Source organism: Chryseobacterium camelliae (assembly GCF_002770595.1).
GTDB lineage: Bacteria > Bacteroidota > Bacteroidia > Flavobacteriales > Weeksellaceae > Chryseobacterium > Chryseobacterium camelliae.
Genome location: NZ_CP022986.1, coordinates 1,921,866 through 1,941,069, shown reverse-complemented (window position 1 = coordinate 1,941,069; position 19,204 = coordinate 1,921,866). Strand labels below are relative to the sequence as shown.

General features: G+C 41.8%; 17 protein-coding genes. 8 read left to right on the top strand and 9 right to left on the bottom strand.

The window, feature by feature from the left end:
• Window positions 1-80: 80 nt before the first annotated feature.
• Entirely contained in the window at window positions 81-986 is a 906-nt protein-coding gene (locus CGB83_RS08820) for an AraC family transcriptional regulator (protein ID WP_100075464.1), read from the bottom strand.
• Between the two features lie 123 nt (window positions 987-1,109).
• Between CGB83_RS08820 and CGB83_RS08815 the strand changes: the two genes are divergently transcribed.
• From CGB83_RS08815 to CGB83_RS08805, 3 genes are read left to right on the top strand one after another with little or no spacing between them, the layout of a single operon-like run.
• Window positions 1,110-2,339, top strand: coding sequence for an MFS transporter (locus CGB83_RS08815; protein ID WP_100075463.1), 1,230 nt, complete (start codon window positions 1,110-1,112; stop codon window positions 2,337-2,339).
• A 2-nt stretch (window positions 2,340-2,341) separates the two neighbouring features.
• Window positions 2,342-3,820 carry a trehalase family glycosidase gene (locus tag CGB83_RS08810; RefSeq protein WP_100075462.1) on the top strand — a complete coding sequence of 493 codons (1,479 nt, stop codon included), beginning with the start codon at window positions 2,342-2,344 and terminating at the stop codon, window positions 3,818-3,820.
• 26 nt (window positions 3,821-3,846) lie between these two features.
• A complete protein-coding gene (locus tag CGB83_RS08805) occupies window positions 3,847-6,291 on the top strand; it encodes a TonB-dependent receptor (RefSeq protein ID WP_100075461.1) in 2,445 nt (814 codons plus the stop codon).
• 138 nt (window positions 6,292-6,429) lie between these two features.
• On the opposite strand, the gene CGB83_RS08800 is transcribed toward CGB83_RS08805, so the two are convergent.
• A complete protein-coding gene (locus CGB83_RS08800) occupies window positions 6,430-7,068 on the bottom strand; it encodes an MBL fold metallo-hydrolase (RefSeq protein ID WP_100075460.1) in 639 nt (212 codons plus the stop codon).
• Window positions 7,069-7,136: 68 nt separating this feature from the next.
• Between CGB83_RS08800 and CGB83_RS08795 the strand changes: the two genes are divergently transcribed.
• Window positions 7,137-8,348 (top strand): type IX secretion system plug protein, encoded by a 1,212-nt coding sequence (locus CGB83_RS08795; RefSeq protein WP_100075459.1) that lies wholly within the window; start codon window positions 7,137-7,139, stop codon window positions 8,346-8,348.
• 125 nt (window positions 8,349-8,473) lie between these two features.
• On the opposite strand, the gene CGB83_RS08790 is transcribed toward CGB83_RS08795, so the two are convergent.
• On the bottom strand, window positions 8,474-8,734 hold the full coding sequence (locus tag CGB83_RS08790) for a hypothetical protein (RefSeq protein ID WP_100075458.1): 261 nt from the start codon (window positions 8,732-8,734) through the stop codon (window positions 8,474-8,476).
• Window positions 8,735-8,965 carry a hypothetical protein gene (locus CGB83_RS08785; RefSeq protein ID WP_100075457.1) on the bottom strand — a complete coding sequence of 77 codons (231 nt, stop codon included), beginning with the start codon at window positions 8,963-8,965 and terminating at the stop codon, window positions 8,735-8,737.
• 446 nt (window positions 8,966-9,411) lie between these two features.
• Here CGB83_RS08785 and CGB83_RS08780 point away from each other — a divergent pair, with 446 nt between their 5' ends.
• A complete protein-coding gene (locus tag CGB83_RS08780; RefSeq protein ID WP_100075456.1) occupies window positions 9,412-11,364 on the top strand; it encodes a M4 family metallopeptidase in 1,953 nt (650 codons plus the stop codon).
• A 67-nt stretch (window positions 11,365-11,431) separates the two neighbouring features.
• Here the strand turns inward: CGB83_RS08780 and hemH are convergent, their stop codons facing one another.
• Genes hemH through CGB83_RS08765 form a run of 3 tightly spaced genes read right to left on the bottom strand, consistent with a single transcriptional unit; the run spans window position 11,432 to window position 13,892 of the window.
• Window positions 11,432-12,460 (bottom strand): ferrochelatase, encoded by a 1,029-nt coding sequence (hemH, locus tag CGB83_RS08775; protein WP_100077550.1) that lies wholly within the window; start codon window positions 12,458-12,460, stop codon window positions 11,432-11,434.
• Between the two features lie 15 nt (window positions 12,461-12,475).
• On the bottom strand, window positions 12,476-13,003 hold the full coding sequence (locus CGB83_RS08770) for an NADPH-dependent FMN reductase (RefSeq protein ID WP_100075455.1): 528 nt from the start codon (window positions 13,001-13,003) through the stop codon (window positions 12,476-12,478).
• A gap of 10 nt (window positions 13,004-13,013) precedes the next feature.
• Complete coding sequence (locus tag CGB83_RS08765) at window positions 13,014-13,892, bottom strand: NifU family protein (RefSeq protein ID WP_100075454.1); 879 nt, start codon at window positions 13,890-13,892, stop codon at window positions 13,014-13,016.
• A 148-nt stretch (window positions 13,893-14,040) separates the two neighbouring features.
• Between CGB83_RS08765 and CGB83_RS08760 the strand changes: the two genes are divergently transcribed.
• On the top strand, window positions 14,041-14,556 hold the full coding sequence (locus tag CGB83_RS08760) for a gamma carbonic anhydrase family protein (RefSeq protein ID WP_100075453.1): 516 nt from the start codon (window positions 14,041-14,043) through the stop codon (window positions 14,554-14,556).
• Between the two features lie 187 nt (window positions 14,557-14,743).
• Here the strand turns inward: CGB83_RS08760 and CGB83_RS08755 are convergent, their stop codons facing one another.
• The gene (locus CGB83_RS08755; RefSeq protein WP_100077549.1) at window positions 14,744-15,190 is read right to left on the bottom strand and encodes a hypothetical protein; all 447 of its coding nucleotides are present in this window, start codon (window positions 15,188-15,190) and stop codon (window positions 14,744-14,746) included.
• Between the two features lie 83 nt (window positions 15,191-15,273).
• On the opposite strand from CGB83_RS08755, the gene CGB83_RS08750 reads away from it, so the two are divergent.
• Window positions 15,274-17,406 (top strand): helix-turn-helix domain-containing protein, encoded by a 2,133-nt coding sequence (locus tag CGB83_RS08750; RefSeq protein WP_100075452.1) that lies wholly within the window; start codon window positions 15,274-15,276, stop codon window positions 17,404-17,406.
• A gap of 7 nt (window positions 17,407-17,413) precedes the next feature.
• Here the strand turns inward: CGB83_RS08750 and CGB83_RS08745 are convergent, their stop codons facing one another.
• Complete coding sequence (locus CGB83_RS08745; RefSeq protein WP_100075451.1) at window positions 17,414-17,953, bottom strand: hypothetical protein; 540 nt, start codon at window positions 17,951-17,953, stop codon at window positions 17,414-17,416.
• A gap of 230 nt (window positions 17,954-18,183) precedes the next feature.
• Between CGB83_RS08745 and CGB83_RS08740 the strand changes: the two genes are divergently transcribed.
• Entirely contained in the window at window positions 18,184-19,188 is a 1,005-nt protein-coding gene (locus CGB83_RS08740; RefSeq protein ID WP_100075450.1) for an LLM class flavin-dependent oxidoreductase, read from the top strand.
• The last annotated feature ends 16 nt before the right edge of the window (window positions 19,189-19,204 follow it).

The following is a 19,204-nucleotide window of genomic DNA, read 5'->3' as shown; positions in this document are numbered from 1 at the left end:
TGTGTTTTTGTGTGTTTTTACATGGAAATGGCCTGTGGCCTTATTCAGAGTTATCCACAATTATCCACAGAGTAATTTATTCAGAAACCAACTCTGGCTTTTGCTTCTCTTTCAGGATTCAGATCAACGTTTACTTTGTTATGCGAAAAGTTTTTCATGAATTCTGAGGGTGTTTTTTCAGTATACTTTTTAAACATCCTGTTGAAATAAGTGACATTATTAAAACCGCAGCTGTAGCTGCATTCTGAAATGGTTTTATCCTGGGCCATCATCAGGCAGGCTTTATTGATCCGGTACCGGTTTACGAATTCCGTAAAGGTGATCTGCGTGGCTTTTTTGAAAAAATTGCAGAAAGCGGGCAGGGTAAGGTTCGCCAGCCTGGCAACCTCGTCAATATTGATTTCCCGGTCATAATGATGTTCTACAAAGGTGAATATATTTTCCAGGCGGGTTTTGTTTTTGGCAATAATAGTGTAGGGCATGATTTCTTTGTTCAAAAGATCGTAATCCGTGCACTGGGAAAGTTCAAACAGGATTTCCAGCAGCATGAGATACCTTTTGTAACCTTCTGTTTCTACCATCAGTTTCAGCCTGGGAAGCATCGACTTTTTGATCTTCCGGTGAAAAAGAATTCCGTATTGGGACCGTTCCAGAAGATCTTTAATGGACCTGGCCTCTACTTCCTGCGGTGGGAACCGGAGGATTTCTTCTTTGAACTGGAGTACAATTTCCTCATGCGGATCAATAGAATTCAGTCCGAATCCGGAATGTGGTATATTGGAGCCGATTAATACCAGGTCTCCGTCCGTATAATTGCTCTTGTGGTATCCTACATGCCGTGTCCCGCTTCCGGCTACTACGCAGACCAGTTCGATTTCAGGGTGGTAATGGTATTCCCACCTGAACCCTGAAATGGGTACTGTATTGTGCAGGGTACGGAAAGAGTTCTTTTCATCAGGGATTATTCTTTCAAAAGCAACTTTCATTATTTTAATATCATTTAAGGGTCTAAAATAATAATTATATTAATATCGTTCAAATATTGATTTACTGTGTTAAATTAACGTTAAGTCAAATGCTTCTATCTTAGCCGGCAAGAAAGTACGTGAATGAAAAATTTCAACATCAAAGCCGTTTTGTTTTTAAATTATTTTGTCTTTGCCATCCTTCTGAATTCGGTGGGAACGGTGATCTTGCAGGTGCAGCAGAACTTTGGTATTTCCAAGTCCCATGCGAGTGTCCTCGAAGGTTTTAAAGACCTGCCGATTGCCATCTGCTCTTTCATCCTGGCCTCTTTCCTGCCAAAAATAGGAATTAAGAATTCTATGCTGGCTGCGCTGCTGATGGTTACGTGCATGTGCTTCATTATGCCTTTCGCTAATGCATTCTGGTTTTTTAAGCTTTTATTTGCTATTGTGGGCGTATCCTTCGCTTTAATCAAAATTTCAGTTTTTACTTCCATCGGATTGGTAACTTCTACAGATAAGGAACATTCCAGTTTCATGGGCTATCTGGAAGGGTTTTTTATGATCGGCGTATTAATGGGCAATGTAATGTTCAGCCTGTTTACAGACGATCATAATCCCGGGTCAACCCATTGGCTGAATGTGTACTGGGTTCTGGGAGGGCTTTCCGCTTTGTCTTTTATATTCCTGTTGCTCTCAAAACTGGATGAGCATGAAGCCAAAAGTGAAAAAACCGATCTTATCGGAGATGTACGAAACAGCATAAGTTTGTTCAGATATAAAAAAGTACTTTTTTTCCTGCTGTGCGCCTTTCTTTTTGTTCTGGTAGAGCAAAGTTTCCAGACCTGGACACCAACTTTTTACAAAGAGATTTTAAAGATGCCGACTTCTATGAGCATCCAGGCAGGAGCGGTTCTCGCGGGAGCTTTTGCGTTGGGAAGGTTTCTGTCAGGATTTTTCTCAAGGAAGTTCAGCTGGATCTATGTTGTTTCTTTCTGTGTGATGGGTTTTGCTGTAAGTATCCTGCTGGTGTTGCCTTTAACGCATAATATTCATATCGGCGCCGGAACCACCTGGCTGAACGCGCCTGTAGTCGTATACCTGTTTCCTCTGATGGGCGGTTTGCTGGCGCCTATCTATCCGAGCATCAACTCGGTGATCCTGGCTTCCATTCCTAAATACCTCCATAGTTCAATGTCCGGCCTGATCGTGGTCTTTTCCGCCATAGGAGGGACAATAGGATCCGTGATTACCGGATTTGTATTCCAGGAATTCAGCGGGCAACAGGCTTTCTATTTGTCATTGATTCCGCTGTCTCTGCTTATAATTTCTGCTGTGATCATGAATAGATTAAAAATACAACCTAAAAATTAACAATGAATCAACCGCTCTATATACACGAAATTCAAGACCTTTTTGATGATGTTCAGAGATCTGAGATTTTTGAAGACCAGAAAATGATGACCGATGCCGTTCCGTTGTTTCCGGTTACCGAAATCAATGAGAAATACCGGACGGAAAAGCAGCTGAAAGATTTTGACCTGAAAAAATTTGTCCTTTCAAACTTTGAATTCCTTGGAGCAAAAGTTTCCCTTCAGAAAGAGGATCATCTGCTTATTGAAGATCATATCGAAAGGCTCTGGGATGAACTCACCAGAACCTCGTATGAAGAAAAAGGGACTTTACTCAGGCTTCCCAAACCTTATATTGTTCCCGGAGGACGCTTTAATGAGTTTTTTTACTGGGACAGCTATTTCATAATGCTCGGCCTGCAGGTTTCGGGACGGGTAGAAATGATGGAGCATATTATTGAAAACTGTGCTTACCTGATTCATACCTACGGTTTTGTGCCGAACGGAAGCAGGACGCATTTCCTGACCCGCTCTCAGCCGCCTTATTTTTCGCTGATGCTGGATCTGCTTTTTGAAACCATGGGTGATGAATCCATATATAGTACATATTACGGGACGCTGGAAAAAGAATATGCCTTCTGGATGAACGGTGAAGCACAGCTGGAAAATGGCTCAGCGATAAAGCGGGTGGTGAAAACGGATTCAGGCGATATCCTCAACAGGTATTATGATGCGGAAAACGAACCGCGTCCTGAAAGTTATCTGATTGATATAAGGGACAGTGAAAATGCGGGGACGGAATTCTACAGGAATATCAGGAGTGCCTGTGAGTCAGGCTGGGACTTTTCCAGCCGGTGGTTTGCTGACAGGGAACATATTCAAACGATTGAAACACTGAATCTGGCAGAAATAGACCTGAACTGTCTTTTATGGCACCTGGAAAAAACGCTGGCCAAATCTTCAGCACTTCAGCAATTGACTGAAAAAGAAGAACAATTCAATGAAAAGGCTGCTTTACGTAGAAAACTGATCAATACCTATTTCTGGGACACGGATTCCGGGACTTATAAAGATTATCACACGGAAAAAAATGCGGTAACCTCATCGGTTCACATTGCTATGCTTTATCCTTTATTTCTTGGGCTGGCCGATGCGGAACAGGCGAAATTGGTTGCAGAAAAGATCAGTCAGGAATTCCTTTACCCAGGCGGGCTGGTAACGACTACCAAAAACAGCGGACAGCAGTGGGATCTTCCGAATGCCTGGGCACCGTATCAGTGGCTGGGCTTTAAATCGATGAAGAACTACGGGTTTCACGAACTGGCTGAACAAATCAGGGATCACTGGTGTGGAAATGTAGAAAGGATTTACCGGAATACGGGGAAACTAATGGAAAAGTACAATGCCCTGGATACGGAAAGCATTGCCGGAGGAGGGGAATATCCTAACCAGGACGGTTTTGGATGGACCAACGGCGTATACCTCAAATTAAAAAACAGTTAATCAAGAATCAACCAAATAATATAGCTATGAGAAAAAAATCAATCCTCTTGCTTGCAGGAACGGCTACGCTTTATTTTAATAATGCTTATGCGCAGGAAGTTCCGAAAGACTCCACAAGATCCGCATCCATTGAACAGGTGGTGATTACGGGAAATTCAAATCCCAAAAAGAAAATAGAATCCAGTACGGCGATTTCTACTTTTACGGCAAAGGAAATCCAGAAGCAAAATCCGATCAGTGCGGCTGCCCTGCTGCAAAGGGTTCCTGGTTTTGCTGTGGAGACTTCAGGAGGGGAAGTAGGAAATAACCTTTTCGCAAGGGGGATCCCTTCTGCCGGGGCCTATGAATTTGTACAGGTACAGGAAGACGGGCTTCCGGTTTTTGAAGACGGCGCTTTACAGTTTGCCAATGCCGATAACTTTTTCCGGGTGGATAATTCAGTGAGCAGGCTGGAGGCTTTAAGAGGAGGTTCGGGATCTATTTTTGCCAATAATTCTCCGGGTGGACTGATCAATTTCATTACGAAGGAGGGCAGCAACGACTTCAGGGGAACTGCAAAGCTGGAAACCAGCACCTATGGGCTGATGCGTACGGATATTAATGTGGGCGGAGCCTTGGTAAAAGACAGGTTATTCTTTAATGTCGGAGGTTTTTACAGGACCGATGACGGGATCCGGAAAACAGGGTTTAAGGCCAATAACGGAGGCCAGATCAGGATGAACCTGAAATATGTTTTCGATAAAGGATATGTGAAGATCTACTATAAAAAACTGGATGACCGGAATACATTCTTCCTTCCGATTCCTCTGACGCAGAATGGGAATGACCTGAAAGAGTTTCCTGGTTTTGATGCCAATTATGGAACCTACAGCTACAGGAATATCAGCCAGCTGAACATACCTCAGGCAGGGGGCGGCTTTTTCAGCAGGAACCTGGAAGACGGGATCCATCCGAAAGTGGATGTTCTGGGAGCGGAATTTAAATATGATATCGGCAATAATTTCTCTGTCATCAATAAAACGAGGTATACCAATATCAATATGAATTACACCGGGATTTTCCCGGCAGGCGGGCCGCAGGGTGCCGCTGATTATGCACTGGCGAATGGGATCAGCGGAAATACCTTTCAGTATTCCCTGGTGAGCAACGGTACGGTTGTAAACCCGACCTATGTGCAGAAACTGGGATTCTGGGCCATAGACAAGCAGATGAATAATTTTGTGAACGATGTACAGTTTAACTACAAATTTGACCAGGGAAACGTGACGGCAGGTTTCTACAAGTCAAACTGGAGATCTCACCAATACTGGAACTGGAGCAACATCTTAACTACAGCTTCCGACAGGCCTGAACTCCTGAATCTCGTCGATACCTCATTAAATCCGAACAGTACAGGATATTCCAAAACCTACAACGGCGTAGCCAATATGTCATTCCTGCTCAGGGATTCCCAGATACAGGGAAGCCTGAATGACCTGTACCTGAATCTGGACTATAACATCACCGAAGATTTAAGTTTTAATGGAGGAATCCGCTACAGCCGCGATTTTTATAAAGGCTATGGTGTCAATACAACAACGGGTAACCTGAATAACTCCGGCCTGACTACCGACGGGACGCATAGCTTTGCTACTACCACAGCGGATGATAATATGTCCGTATTAGGAAATAAATATACCTACTGGAATTACGATGTGAACAAGGTTTCCTTTACTACGGCGCTGAACTATAAAATCAATACGGAAAATGCCGTTTATGCAAGATTTTCAAACGGATTCAGGTCTCCGAATGAAGAAGCTTACTATAACAATATGAACAGCTTATCTGCAATCAAACCGGTTACGACCAATCAGGTGGAAGTAGGATATAAATATTATTCCAGGACTTTTGATGTTGCTGTGATTCCATTTTATTCTACCCTCAAGAATTTATCATTTACCGATGTATTCTCGGACGGGACGTCTGAAAATAAATTTGCCAATACCACCAATATAGGAGTGGAGCTGGAAGGGTATGCAAGGTTGTTCAATAATGTACTTGAAGTAACATTCAACGGGACTGTTCAGAATCCTAAATACAAACATTTTACAGGAAAAAATGCAGATGGAACGGCCTTTAATTATGACGGGAATACAGTGCGGAGAATGCCGAAGTTCTATTTCAATATTGCTCCTGCTGTGAATATTACCAAATCCTGGAGGGCCTATGTAAGTATGAATTATTACGGAAAACGCTTCCAGGATGAAGCCAACTCGGATAAAAATACGCTTCCTTCTTTTACTGAAGTAGGGGCGGGAACATCCTATCGGTTAGGTAAGATCCGCTTTGCGGTGGACGGAACCAATATCTTCAACACAATCGGGATTACAGAAGGCGATCCGAGATCGCCGTTAACCGGAGCAGGAGATATACGCATGGCCAGGCCGATTATGGGGGCTGCGGTAAGAGCTTCCATTACTTTGGATTTCTAAAATAAAATAATTTATAAAACGAAACCGCCGGAAATTTCCGGCGGTTTCGTTTTATGTCGATCGCGATGGGTTAGGCTATACAGCGTTTTGATGACTATGTATATGATAAACCTGGTGTTTTATCTCACGGCGTTTATATTATTTTAAAAACGGATTGTGCTGCTTTTCAAAACCGATGGTCGTGGGATTTCCGTGTCCTGAGAACACCTGCGTTTCATCATCGAGGATGAAAAGTTTGTTTTTGATCCCGCTGATCAGTTGTTCATAATTTCCTTTATACAGGTCAGTCCTTCCGATGCTGCCTTCAAAAAGAACATCACCGGAAATCATGAATTTCTGATTTTTATGGTGGTAAACGATACTTCCGGGCGAATGGCCGGGAACATGGTAAACAGCAAATGTTTCACCATCGAGGTCAAGTTCATCGCCTTCGTTAATGTATTCAAGATCTGTTTGGATGTGATTAAGACTCATCCCGAACCTCATCCCGCTGATCTGGAACATGTCAAGCACTTCCTTATCTTCCTGATGTATGACCACGGGAACTTTGAACGTGTCAAAAGCCCATTGCAGTCCCATTACATGGTCAATGTGAGCGTGGGTTAGCAGAATTTTCCGGATCTTTAATCCTTTTTCACTGATGAAATTCTCTATGGCTCTGGTTTCCTGTTCGTTGCTGTTGCCCGGATCAATCAGCCATGCATTCTGCTGTTCATTATAAAGGATATAGGTGTTTTCACTTGCGAAATTAAATACGAAGCCCTGAATCTGAAACATGATCTAAAATTTTTGATAAAAATACGATATTATTAAGGAAATGCCGATTTTTCGTTATCTTCGTCATAATGAAAACTTTGCGATTACTTTTACTTTCTTTCGGCGGACTGGTCTTCGGGCAGAATATTCAGAGCATACAGCTTTTCAATCCGCAGACGAATGATGAAACCCCGGTTGTAAAACTCGGACAGCAATTGGTGCTGAGCTTCGATGATCTTACCAATGCCAGTGAAATTTACCGGTATACGCTTAAACATTATGACCGCAACTGGAATGAAGATAATCTTTTCTTTACAGAATTTGCTAACGGGAGCTTAAACGGGCTCCTGGATAAGTTCCAGTATTCCTTCAACACTCTGCAGTCTTATACGCATTATACGCTTACCATGCCCAATGATAAAATGCAGCCTAAGATTTCAGGGAATTTTGAGCTGGTGGTCTATAAGGATTCTGCCGACAGGCCATTATTCACAAGGAGGTTCTATGTAGTTGAAAACAATGCAGTATTAGGGGTCAATGTTTCGCGTATTGCAGATGCCAGAAATCCGGATGTCAACCAGAGGGTAGAAGTACAGGCTGTATCGCAGGGTGGAGACCTGAATTCCAATGTGAATTCCATAAGTCTGAATGTCATGCAGAACAACAATCCGAATATGATGATCGGAAACCTGAGGCCCAGTTCAACGTTAGGGAATAAGCTGCTCTTCCAGCAGATGAACCTTGTTTTCCCGGGGAATAATGAATTCTATTATTTCGATAATAAAAATATAGACATGGCAGCGGATATGGTCCGTGCTACAGAAATTAAAGACGGTGTCAATCAGACTTACCTTCATCCGGTATGGGCATTTCCGCTGAACTACCAGTATCAGCCTGATGTAAACGGAGCCTGGTATTACAGGAGGAATGATCTCGGGATTGAGAGGAATGCCGAGCGGGAAGCAGATTATGCGTGGGTATATTTTTCCCTGGATTCAGATCCTGTAGATAAAGAAATTTATGTACTGGGTGGGTTCAATAATTTTAAGCCCGGCAAAGAAAATATGATGCAGTATGATGCCGCGACTAAAAAATATGTTGCCAGGATATATCTTAAACAAGGTTTCTATAATTATATACTGGCTACCAAAGAAGCAAACGGACCTTTGAACTTTGGAGAAGTAAACGGTAATTTCTGGCAGACGGAGAATCTTTACCAGGCATTTTTATATTACACTCCTTTCGGCAGGAACTATGACGGCCTGATGGGGTATGGAGAGTTCAGGACGCCGGTGAGGTAGGTTGTTAGGGGTTTTAGAGTAAAGTGTCTGAGGGTGCGGAGTTTAACTAAGCTTGACTGATGTCTGATGCCTCGAATTGAAATTAGTATTCTGATCCGGCTAAGGAAGTGTAGGTTCTCCAAGCTCTATGTTTTAAAGACAGCGGTTATCAGCATGTGGTTTTCATCCTCCACAAGGTAATGGATTGTTACCGGAAATCTTTGCATGCTGACCGTGGAAATTTCCTGATAATCCTGGATATGACTGGCCGCATTCTGAACAAGGCAGCTGATCGACTCTTTCAATTCCTCCAGAAAATCTGATCCCTGATGTTTATTTTCCGCATTAAAAACCCGCATAAGGAGTCTTATGTCATTTTTTGCAATGGAAGAAAGCAGTACTTTCATTCAGGCATACAGCTTTTCAAGTTCAGAAATATTTTCGTAAAAATCCAGCTTAGTATGAGGATGCTCATTATGGAATTGAATCCTGTATAAAATTTCATCCCGGTGAAAAGGCAGAATGGTCGGCCGGTTTCTGTTTTCAAGCTTTTCCACTACTTTAGCTAGGGTCTCCAATAGGTCAGGATGGAAACTTTCAATTTTCTTTTTGAGTATTTCAGCAGTTGCATTCATCATTTCCTGATATTTTATGATAGACTATGTAGTTTGATGGGGTAAAGGTAGGAAAAATATTTAATTTTTAAAATTTTAGTCTAAAATTATGGGGTTGTTTTTAGGAATTGATGTTTATTTCAATCTAAATAGTGAAAAATAATGGGGTTATTACTGATTTTATCAAAAAAAGTATCTGAAAAATATTTGTCAATTTATATTTGAGAATAATTCTGAATCATAATGCAAAGCATATCGAAAAATTAATATGTTAAAAAAGATATTTTATGTCTAATATTTTAATGTAAAAATAATAATCATATCATTTTTTATTTTTAAAATACATTTAAACGGAATGTTATAATTATCATATTTTTATTTATTTGTGTAATTGTTTGATTTTTTAATAATTATATTGCTAATTTAGTTTGACTATTTTGTTAATTAATTTTAAAACTAAATCAACTATTATGAGAATTAAATTTATTTTAGCGTCAAGTGTTGCAGTATCTTCATTTGTTTTTGCTCAGACTATTCCGTCAAAACTGGTTCCTTCTAAAGATGGCCTTCATGCGGAATTTATGCGGTTTGAAAAAGACCGGCCCGCTTTCCAGGGAAATCCTGTACTATTTGATGAATCTTCTCAGAGGCTTACTGCAGCTCAGGGCCGGAAGCTGGGATTTGAAAAAGACCAGCTGGGATATGAAACCCACCGGTTCCAGCAGACCCTTAATGATATTCCTGTAGAATACGGAATGATGGCTGTACAGACCAAAGATGGCAAAATTGTGGGAGAATCCGGAAAATGGATTGTTAAGATGCCCAAAAACCTGGAGAAAAGTGCTAAAATTTCCGAAAGCATCGCTTTGCAGAATGCTCTGGCCTTTGTAGGTGCCGAATCCTACAAATGGCAGAATAAGGAAGAAGAAGATTTCATCAGGAGAGAATCGGATGATACAAATGCAAGCTTTGCTCCAAAAGGGGAAATCGTTTACTATTCAGATCCTGCCGATGAGAAAATGAATGATCTGAGGCTGGCTTATAAATTTGACATTTATGCTGAAAAGCCAGTAAGCCGGCAATATGTTTTTGTAGATGCAAAAGATGGAAAAATATTAGGCATTGATGCGATCATCCATGACGTAAATACTCCGGGAACGGCTGTCACGGCGTATAGCGGAACCAGAAGCATCATGACCGATTCTTACAACGGAAGCTACCGTTTAAGAGAAACCGGAAGAAACGGGGGGACAGCAGTACAGACTTTTGATTTGAAAAGAGGAACCAACTATTCTTCTGCAGTAGACTTCACGGACACGGACAACAGCTGGAATAACGTCAACAGTAATAAGGATCAGTATGCTACTGATGCACATTGGGGGGCAGAAATGACCGTGGACTACCTATACACGAAATTCGGAAGGAAAAGTATCGATAACAATCATTTTGCTATAAAGTCCTATGTACATTATTCTACCAATTATTTTAATGCATTCTGGGATGGTTCCAGAATGACATATGGTGACGGAAGTTCTTCTACAAACGGCGGAAAACCGTTGACGGCTCTGGATGTTTGTGGCCATGAAATCGCTCACGGAATGACTTCCAAAACAGCCAACCTGGCATACCAGAGAGAATCCGGAGCATTGAATGAAGGTTTCTCGGATATTTTCGGGAATTCAATAGAGCTTTGGGCAAGACCCACGCAGGCGAGTTGGAAACTGGGAGAAGATTTCAGTTATGTGATACGGGATATGGCTGATCCAAATGCATACGGCCAACCCGATACTTACCTTGGGAAATATTGGAAAGCGACAACTACGTCAGGGTGCTCAAATCCTACCCAATCGAATGATTACTGTGGGGTTCATACCAATTCCGGGGTACTTAATTTCTGGTATTATTTATTGGTAACCGGAGGAAGCGGAACAAATGATAAAGGGTTTGCCTACAATGTTACGGGAATCGGACTGGACAAAGCGGCTGCTATAGCGTACCGGACGCTGACCACCTATCTTACTTCTTCTTCCACATATATGAATGCCAGAACCTATTCTCTTCAGGCAGCAGCCGATCTCTATGGCGCAGGAGGGACTGAAGTTACCCAGGTTACCAATGCCTGGAATGCCGTAGGTGTAGGCGGCGGAACCTCAGCTGCCGGAAAAATGGCAGCTCCGGATGCGCTGCTTTACACTATAAGCCCAAATCCTGCCACGGATAGATTTACCGTGTCATTTGAAGGTAAGGAAGGAAGTGGCATAGTTGAACTGATGAGCTTAACAGGAAAAAGGGAAATTTCCGAAAAGGTTAAAACAACGGATGGTATGAACAGGCTGGAAATCCAGCTTCCGGGTAATATGCTTCCCGGAATATATATCGTTACCGTAAACGGACAGAAAGCAGGGAATTTAATTAAGAAATAATATTAAAACCAAAAAAAGGCCACAGGAAATTTTCCAGTGGCCTTTTTATTATTATGAAGTCATGAATTTATACCAGATAAAATTCATTCAGCTTTTCATCGCATAGGGTTTGAATGACATCAATCCACCGGTCTTCATCATTAAGGCATGGGATATAATGGAAATTTTCTCCGCCCGCATGCATGAACTGTTCTTTACCCTCAACGGAAATCTCTTCAAGGGTTTCCAGGCAGTCGGATACAAAAGCAGGACATACTACGGCTAAGGTTTTCACTCCTTTTTTAGGAATGGTTTCCAGGGTTTCATCCGTATATGGCTCAATCCATTTGTCTTTGCCCAGCCTCGACTGGAAAGAGACGATGGTTTTTTCTTTCGGCAGCCCAAGTTTTTGAATGACGTCATTCGTAGTTTTATAACACTGATGGCGGTAGCAGAACTGGTGGCTCGGATTGCTTTCCCTTGAACAGCAGTCGTTAAGATTGCAGGTCTTGGTAGGGTCGGTCTTATAAATATGCCTTTCTGGAACTCCGTGATAAGAAAACTGTAATGCATCAAAATGTTCAGGCAATTTCTCGCGGATACTTTCTGCCAAACAGCTGATATAGATCTCTCTGTTATAAAACGGCTGTATATAGCTGATTTTCACCTCCGGAAAATTCTTTTTCCTTACTTCTTCCGCTTTTTCAATGACCGTTTCCGTAGTACTCATTGCATACTGCGGATATAATGGGAAAAGAACAATTTCCGAAACTCCCTGGTCCACAAGCTTGCGGATTCCGGACTCAATGCTTGGCTGGGCATACCTCATCCCGATTTCCACTGGGATATCATACCGTTCCTGCAGTTTTTTCTGAATTTTTTCTGTAATAACGATCAACGGGGAACCCTGATCTGTCCAGACGGTCTTGTAGGCAGCAGCAGATTTTGCCGGCCTTGTATTCAGGATAATACCCCTTACCAGAAAAGCACGGAAGATCCAACGGTAATCAATCACCTTTTCATCCATGAGAAATTCATCAAGATATTCCCTTACGTCATCAACGGCTGTGGATTTCGGTGAACCGAGGTTGACCAGTAAAATTCCTTTCTTATTCAACATTTTAATTTTTAATTATGAAACAGAAGTTATGAAGTCTGTTACTAATTTTGATACTTTGGCAAAGGTATTACTTTCCAGTAATCCATTGTGGTCAAATTTGCCTTTTATTCCTTTTATTAATGCCTGATGTTTATCATCTGCTACAGCACCCAGGGTCTTTAAAATCAATAACAGCTCTTCATGGCCTTTTTCTCCATTGGCAGAAGCAGTGATCACAGCAACCGGTTTTTCTGAAAAAACCGTTGTAGATACACACCATTCCAATACGTTTTTTAATCTTCCCGGGATACTGAAAATATATTCCGGTGTGGAAAAGATGACCCCTGCTGAATTCCTGATATCTTCTCTGATTTTCAGGACTTCTGCCGGAGTATGATCATCCGTTAATGCTGTATCAAAATGAGGAAGGATAGACAGGTTATCATACATCAGAAAATTTACATGGCCTGTTTTTTCTAGTATCTGATCCATCAGTCTCTGGTTGCTGGAATTTTCAGAAGCACTTCCAATTATAATAAGGATTTTAGTTCCGGAAGACATGGGCAGATATTTATCCGTTAACTGCTTCCACTCTTTCTACCAGATCAGGTACAAACTGTTTCAGGATGTTTTCAATACCGTTTTTCAGGGTAGCCGTAGAACTCGGGCATCCTGAGCACGCACCCTGTAAAAGCATCCTTGCTGTTTTGCTGTCCTGGTCATATTCCATCAGGGAGATTTTTCCGCCGTCATTTTCTACTGCGGGAGCAACATATTCATTCAGGATGTCGGATATTTTCTGCTCATCATCAGTGTAATCCCTGTTGATAATTTTTTCTACCGGGTTTTCATGTTTCTGAGGTTCCAGACGGGAGATTTCACCACCATTCTGAAGGTATTCGGCAATCAGGGCACGGACAGCCATCATCACCTCATGCCATTCCACAGAATTGTTTCTCGTCACGGCCACGAAATTATCGGAAATAAAAACCTCGGAAACAAAATCAAATTCTTTGTAAATCGCCTGGGCTAAAGGAACACCTTCAGCTTCTTGCCTGGATTTTACTTCAGCAAAACCGTCCAAAAGAAGTTTGTTAGAGACAAACTTCATTACATTAGGATTAGGCGTCATCTCCGCATAGATCTGGTACATTTCCTTTTTCTTCTGGAGGTATATTCTCGGATTGGCCAGCAATTCGTCCTCAATCACGTTTTTAAGGCTTTCCACCACATGTTCCCATTCTATCGTATCCTGTTTGGCTACAGCCACAAAATTGGCGGTAATAAAAATCCTTTCTACAAAAGGATAATTGAACAGTTCCTGGGCAAGGGGGATTTCCAATATATCTGAATTTCTGTCCAGCTCTAAAGACCCCGGGATCAACGTGTAATCCGTAACGAATTTCATCACTTTCGGGTTTTCGGTTGGCTCTATAATTATTGTACGCATTTTTTCGTTAAATTTGAATACAAAAATACGCAATTAGAACTTAGGAGTCAGAGATTCGAAATTAGATTTTTGCTATCGCTGCCATTTGAAATGCACACATACGAAATCCGGTTTCATAATCTGCTCATTATTAAACTTCAACTGAACTATGGCAATTATAAGAGAACTTTTAGGCAAAATTCCTCAGATCGGGGAAGATACTTTTCTGGCAGAAACAGCAACCGTTATCGGAAATGTGACCATGGGCAAAGAATGCAGCATCTGGTACAATGCCGTTATACGGGGTGATGTACATTATATCAGGATGGGAGATAAAGTCAATGTGCAGGACAATGCCATGCTGCACTGCACCTATGAAAAGCACCCGCTGAATATCGGGAACAATGTTTCCATCGGCCATAATGCCATTGTGCACGGATGTACCATAAAGGATAACGTACTAATAGGGATGGGTGCCATCGTAATGGATGAGTGCCTGGTAGAAGAAAACTCCATTGTGGGAGCCGGTTCGGTAGTCACCCAGGGTACCCATATTAAATCCGGAGAAGTCTGGGGCGGCGTTCCGGCCAGGAAAATCAAAGATATCTCTGCAGCATTGCTGGAAGGGGAAGTGAACAGGATTGCTGATAATTATGTGAAGTATTCTTCGTGGTATAAGGAGTGATAATCAGACTTCAGGTGCTAGATATCAGATATCAGACTTTATATGTGAGATATAAGGATAGAATTGATAAGGGTGAGACCATTTTCCATATGGGATATTCGGTCATTATACAAGTAAAACAGGCTGTTTCCATTGGGAACAGCCTGTTTTACTATAAGAATTCGTGTGTTTATAGGATTATAGCGGATTATGTTGAAGGCACAAATTCAGGTTTGCCGTCAACGCATTTTACCGCTTTAGGGGGCAGTATCATCATGCAGTCTGACATCAGTTTGTATTTTTCGTTGAATGCTTTTACTTTTTCCGTATAGTCGTTGATCTTCGGTAAGATTTCAGATTCCATTTTTTTAGGATAAGCGATATAAGACTGAGGACCGCCGCATGCTTTGGCTCCTATCGGGCTAAAAGTCCAGTCATTACTTCCGGTACATTCCACCTTATTGATCTCATTCTGAATATAGGCTTTAAGTTTATCCAGTTGGGCCTGGTCATATTTCTGGCTGCTTTCATCCGCAGGACGTTCTGCGATATCTTTAGGCAGATTGGCATCTGTATTCTTCGTTGCCGTACAAGACGTCAAAGCCAGTGCAGCGCACAGAATCAATGTTTTTAGATAGGCTGATGGGTTCTTCATGTTTATTTTTTTATCCACATGGTAATTTTCAAAACATATGCCAAGACCAAAAATCCAATTCATTTCCGTAAATTTGGCAGGCAATGAACAATTATTTTTTCGACTTAATAGAGCATACCAACAGAAGTGTCTTTCTTACAGGAAAAGCAGGAACAGGGAAAACCACTTTCCTCAATGATTTTGTAAAAAAGACGCGGAAAAAGCATATTGTAGTGGCCCCGACAGGCATTGCAGCCATTAATGCAGGCGGAGTCACCATCCACTCCATGTTCGGTCTTCCACTGAGGACATTTCTGCCCACTACAGACCGTATAGACGGTAGCATGGCCAATAATATTGCAGACCTTATGCCGCATTTCAAATACCGGAAAGATAAGCTGAAGCTGCTGAGGGAAGTGGAAGTGATCATCATTGATGAGGTATCGATGCTGCGTGCCGACGTACTGGATATGATGGATTTTTCATTGCGGTTCATCAGGAGGAACACCCAACGGTTCGGCGGCGTACAGATGCTGTTTATCGGCGACCTGTACCAGTTGCCGCCCGTAGTACGCGATGAGCATCTTTTGAGGCAATATTACAAGTCCCCTTTCTTTTTTGACAGCCATGCCATCAAGGATATTCCACTGATCACCATCGAACTCACCAAAGTGTACCGGCAGTCCGATGAACAGTTCCTGGATATCCTAAATGCCATCCGGGACGGTGATGTGGCCAATATCGATTTCAGTCTCTTGAACCAGAGATACGACCCCGGTTTCAAAGCAGGGGAAGATTCATACGTATACCTTTGTTCACATAATAAAATGGCGGACGAAATCAACCAGGAAAAACTGGCGGAGATCAAAGTGGATGCTACTACTTATGAAGCCAAGCTGTTTGGTGAATTTAAGGAGAACCAGTTTCCGAATGACCAGTTCCTGGAGCTGAAGCCCGGTGCACAGATCATGTTCATCCGCAACGATGTTTCTCCGGATAAAAGGTACTTCAACGGTAAGCTGGGAGAAATTGCCTCACTGGACGACAATGAGATTAAAGTCATCCTGGAAGGTAGTGAACGCGAAATTACCGTGAAGAGGGAAGTCTGGGAGCAGAAAAAATATTTCCTAGATACGGACAAAAGCATCAAGGAAGAAGTTCTGGGAAGCTTTGAGCAGTTCCCGGTTAAGCTCGCCTGGGCGGTAACCATTCATAAAAGCCAGGGGCTTACATTTGACAGGGTCATCATAGATGCTGGAAAAAGCTTTACGGCCGGCCAGGTATATGTGGCGTTATCCCGTTGCAGGACGCTGGAAGGTATTGTATTGAAATCTGAAATTACACCTGAAGTTATTTTTAAGGACAACAGGATTCTGCAGTTTCAGGGAGAAACCCATGCCAATGACCATGTAGAGTCGATCCTGAATAAAGAAAAATACGATTACAGCATCCGGAAAGTACTGCGTACCTTAGACTGCCTCTGGTTCTTACAGGAAGCCGAAGAATGGAACAAACGTTCCGTAGCGACCAAAAGCATCGACCATGTAAAGGCCAGCCAGCTGTATACCCAGATCAAACATGAAATCGTAACCCTTGGAAAGGTTTTTGAGAAACTGGAAAGGATTATTTTCAAAAAAGTGGACAGCTTCATCAGCCAGCAGGAAGAATGGGCAGAAATTGAAAGCAAGGCTAAAGGTGCCGTAAATTTTTTCTTTACGGAAACCCGAGATAAAATATTCAGCCCTCTGAAAGACTTCTACGCGGAAATAAAAGGGGTAAAAGGCCTGAAACAATATAATGAAGATTTTAAAAGCTGGCTTGAAGATACTGAAGAATACCTGAACAGCCTGAAAGATATCCATCTGCTGGAAACCCGGCTGCTGGATGAGAAAAATGACAAGGAAGTCAGTATGAAAATCGCAAAGGTCCCGTCGCAGGTACTCACGTTCCAGCTATTCGAGGAAGGCAAAACCATTTCGGAAATTGCGCTGGAAAGAGGATTGGTGAAAGAAACAGTGATCGGGCATCTGGCGAAGTTTGCAGAACAGGGGTTACTGGATATTTCAAGAGTAATTACCTCGGATAAGATCAAAGCTTTTGAAGAAATCTTTAAAACGGATCCGAAAGAAACCTTGACAGAATGGAAAAATGCGCTTCCCAGCCACTTTGAATTCAATGAAATCAGAATTCTGATCAATCATTTCAATTATTTTAAAGAGAAGAGCAAGAAGGGATAATTGATGTCTACATTGAACTAGGAACAAACTGCTCAGCAATTACAAATTGATGATCAATCATAATGAGTTCATTCTGAGTTATTTTATTACCTCCAAAGGTTGTCATCTTGATGTGATGCTTTTGGCATATTCTTTCGGTTTCAGCTAAAAGTGATGAAGGCACTGTTAAAATCTTACCGGATCCCTTCCTGATGTTTTTATTAAATACAGAATCAAAAATTTCTGACTTAGACTCAATATAATCTTCAAAGTTTCTCCAGCCCTTGGTAATTTCATGAAAAGACGTTCGAAGGTCTGCAATAAATGTTTCTGCATCTTCAGGTTTTGAATTGATAAAAACTTCGTGGGAGCTCTCGTTATGGTTTATCAGCAAAGGATGATGGGTATAATATCTGAATGTGCCTTTGGTCTTATATTTTAGAAATGCTTCCTTTTTATTTTTAAAATCAAAACGTGAGGATACATTATTAAGTTGTACAACCAGATAGGTGGTCTGGAAATCCAATATTTCAACGGTCTGTTCCTGAAAATCTTTGATAAGGTTCATGGATCTTAATTGTTATCTCAGTGAATGAGATTAAATATACAATTTTATCCCATGCAGATATAAATTTAAATGATCTACACAGGGGTTAATCGCTTAATTTTTATTGTTGACCAGTCAATAGTTTTTCGCTAAAACACACTATTAATCCTATCAATTACAAAAAGTAACTAATGCAGATTATAAGCTTTAGCTTTGCATTATATTTTCTCTAAAAGAAAATTGAGTGCAATATGAAAAATTTTGAATTATCCGTGCTGGACCTTGCCCCTGTCAAACAGGGAAAAACCATCCATGATACTTTTCAGGACAGTTTATCGCTGGCCAACTATGCGGAAAACCTTAACTATAAAAGATTCTGGCTTGCCGAACACCATAATATGGAAAGCATTGCCAGTTCTGCCACTTCGGTGCTCATTGGCTTTATTGCCAACGGGACAAAAAAAATAAGAGTCGGTTCCGGCGGCATTATGCTCCCGAACCACAGTTCACTGGTTATTGCTGAACAATTCGGTACTCTGGAATCTCTTTTTCCGGGAAGGATTGACCTGGGACTGGGGAGAGCTCCGGGAACAGACGGTTTGACAGCCCAGGCTCTGGGAAGAAATCCTATGACGATCAATGAACAATTTCCAAGACAGATCCTTGAATTGCAGACTTACTTTTCGAAGGAGAACTCAGGGGCAATGGTCAGGGCTATTCCCGGGGAAGGCCTGGATATCCCATTGTATATTTTGGGCTCCAGTACAGACAGTGCATGGCTTGCAGCTGAGCTCGGACTGCCATACGCTTTTGCCGGACATTTTGCCCCGGAGCAGATGGAAATGGCATTTAAAATTTACAGGCAGCACTTCCAGCCGTCGCGCCAGTTGAAACAACCGTATATAATTGCCTGTGTTAACGGAGTTGCCGCATCCACTTCGGAAGAAGCGCGTACGATTTCTACAACACTGTATCAGGCATTTATCAATATCATCAGAAATGATAGAAAACCATTTGCCCCGCCGGTAGAAGATATGGATGATATCTGGTCACCGATGGAAAAATCCATGGTCCTGCAGAAACTGAAATATACGCTCATTGGCAATCAAACTGAAATTGAGGACCAGCTCCGAAGCTTTCAGGAAAGGTTTGAAGCAGATGAGCTGATGGTGAATGCCCATATTTATGACCATCAGAAAAGGCTTGAGTCTTATCATATTTTCAGTGAGGCAAAAAACTCTGTATTGGGCGTATAATAAACCGTTTATATTA